This is a genomic window from Pseudomonas sp. P5_A2_2 (assembly GCF_054177685.1).
The window spans coordinates 1-1,648 of the sequence record NZ_JBGCUL010000970.1; the positions used below are offsets into that span (position 1 = coordinate 1).

At 61.8% G+C, this 1,648-nt stretch carries 2 protein-coding genes; one reads left to right on the forward strand and one right to left on the reverse strand.

Annotated features, from left to right (window positions below):
* The coding region (locus ACXRVY_RS27875; RefSeq protein ID WP_458238821.1) for a LysR substrate-binding domain-containing protein at positions 1-276 on the forward strand (276 nt) is incomplete at its 5' end.
* A 9-nt stretch (positions 277-285) separates the two neighbouring features.
* Here ACXRVY_RS27875 and ACXRVY_RS27880 read toward each other — a convergent pair.
* Positions 286-1,648: aminopeptidase family protein P (locus ACXRVY_RS27880; RefSeq protein ID WP_458238822.1), on the reverse strand; the 1,363-nt coding region annotated here is incomplete at its 5' end.

Consider the following 1,648-nt stretch of genomic DNA (forward strand, 5'->3'; position numbering starts at 1 on the left):
GTGTGGATCAAGGGCAATGCACAGAGCAACAATTCCGAGGCGATCCGCGAACTGGTGCTGGGGGGATTGGGAATTGCGCTGTCACCGGTGTGGTTGTTCAGCGAAGACCTGAATGCTGGCCGGGTGGTCGCGATTCTGCAGGATTACAGCACGCTGTCGCTGCCGATACATGCCGTTTCCCCGGCGAATCGTCGGCAATCCGCCAGGGTCAAAGCCTTTGTCGACTTTATGGCTCAGGCGCTGGATAACGCGCCTGAGCTACACAGGAACCAATAGCTGCGCCGATCAGATAGCCGCAGTGCGAGTGTTCAGCCACTCAAGTGCAGCACCCTCGACCAACGGACTCAGGCGCTCGCGCACTTCGGCGTGGTAGGCGTTGAACCACTGTTTTTCCTCGTCCGACAGCAGCGAGGTTTCCAGGCAGCGCGTATCGATCGGGCACAGGGTCAGCGTTTCGAACTTGAGGAACTCGCCGAATTCGCTTTTGCCTGCCTCACGGTTCATCGCCAGGTTTTCGATCCGTACACCCCAACGGCCCGGACGATAGGTGCCCGGCTCAATGGACGTGATCATGCCGGGTTGCATCGCGGTTTGCGGTGCAGGCGCGGCCTGATAAGCGATGACTTGCGGACCTTCGTGGACGTTCAGGAAGTAGCCGACGCCATGACCGGTGCCGTGACCGTAGTCGACACTTTCCGCCCAGATGGGCGCACGGGCGATGGCATCGAGCAGCGGCGACAGGATGCCTTTCGGGAACTGCGCGCGGGACAAGGCGATCACGCCCTTGAGCACGCGGGTGCAATCGCGCTTTTGCTCATCGGTCGGTGTGCCCACCGCCACCATCCGCGTGATGTCGGTAGTCCCGCCCAGGTACTGGCCGCCGGAGTCGATCAGCAGCAGGCCATCCCCTTCGATCACCGCGTGTTCTTCTTCGGTGGCATGGTAGTGCGGCATCGCGCCATTGGCGTTGAACGCGGCGATGGTGTTGAAACTCAGAGACACATAATCCGGACGGCGCTCACGGGCGGCGGTGAGTTTTTCGTCGATGGTCAGTTCGGTGATGCGCTCGCGGCCCAGTGCCGAGTCCAGCCAGGCGAAGAATTCGCACAGCGCTGCGCCGTCCTGTTCCATGGCCTGACGGATGTGTTCGGCATCGGCCAGGCTTTTTTGCGATTTGGCCAGGGTGGTCGGGTTCAGGCCTTCGATCAGTTTCACCCCGCTGTCGAGGTTGTCCAGCAACCCCGCCGTGACCCGCGCCGGGTCGACTTGCAGGCTCGCGCCACTCGGTACGGCACGCAGTGCGGCGGCGACTTCGCTGTAATCGCGCAAGGTCACGCCGTCCTGTTCGAGGATGGCGCGCAACTCGGCGCTGACTTTGCTCAAGGCGACAAACAGCGTGGCCTGTTGCTGATTGATCAAGGCGAAAGAAACAAACACCGGGTTGAACGACACGTCGCCGCCACGCAGGTTGAACAGCCAGGCGATGTCATCCAGGGTGGCGATGAAATGCCAGTCGGCACCCCGCGCCTGAAGGGTTTCACGCAGTTTGGCGAGTTTTTCGCCACGGCTGACGGTCGCCTGTGGTGGCAAGTGCTGGTAGATCGGTTCGTTCGGCAGGCCTGGTCGGTCGTTCCAGACTCCGCTCAGC